This is a genomic window from Shigella sp. FC1967 (assembly GCF_001743005.1).
Taxonomy (GTDB): Bacteria; Pseudomonadota; Gammaproteobacteria; order Enterobacterales; family Enterobacteriaceae; genus Proteus.
The window spans coordinates 1-512 of record NZ_MIIZ01001189.1 but is presented as its reverse complement, the minus strand read 5'-3'; the positions used below and the strand labels follow the sequence as shown (position 1 = coordinate 512).

The 512-nt window shown below is 51.0% G+C and carries 1 pseudogene; it reads right to left on the bottom strand.

The features are described from left to right. A pseudogene (locus tag BHE89_RS20125) lies at positions 1–431 on the bottom strand (hypothetical protein); the annotation flags it as partial. Positions 432–512: the final 81 nt, after the last annotated feature.

The following is a 512-nucleotide window of genomic DNA, read 5'->3' as shown; positions in this document are numbered from 1 at the left end:
ATTTCCAACTGGTCTCTTGCATCTGCCACCAATTGGCGTTCAAGGGTGACGCCATTTACGGTCTTAACAAATTGCTTTGGCTGACGCTTTACCTTTTTTGGTCTGGACACATCAGAGATAACCGTCACCGGCTTCCCACGCAGTTCACGCGGCAACGGTCCACTTAGCCCCAGAACTAAGCGACGAGCGTACTCATGCTCGTATGGTTTCAACCCTCGACCTTCACAGTACATCTCAGTATCCACCAGCAGATCACCGCGCAGCCTCGCGTTTTTCCGCACTTGTTCGGACAAGACCGATTTGCCCTTCCCGCTGGCTCCCATTACGAGCGAGTGAGATTCTACTTTGTTATCAAAAAAACATAATTCCGCCCCCAAAGAGGTGTTGCTATAAAACATGGTTTGAACATCTGGCGCTGTTATTGCGCCCACCGATACTCTGGGCAACGCACTCTGTTCTGGCCGCTTTTCCCTTTGCCATTGGCAATGTCCTCTTCATTCTTCTCAGCCCCC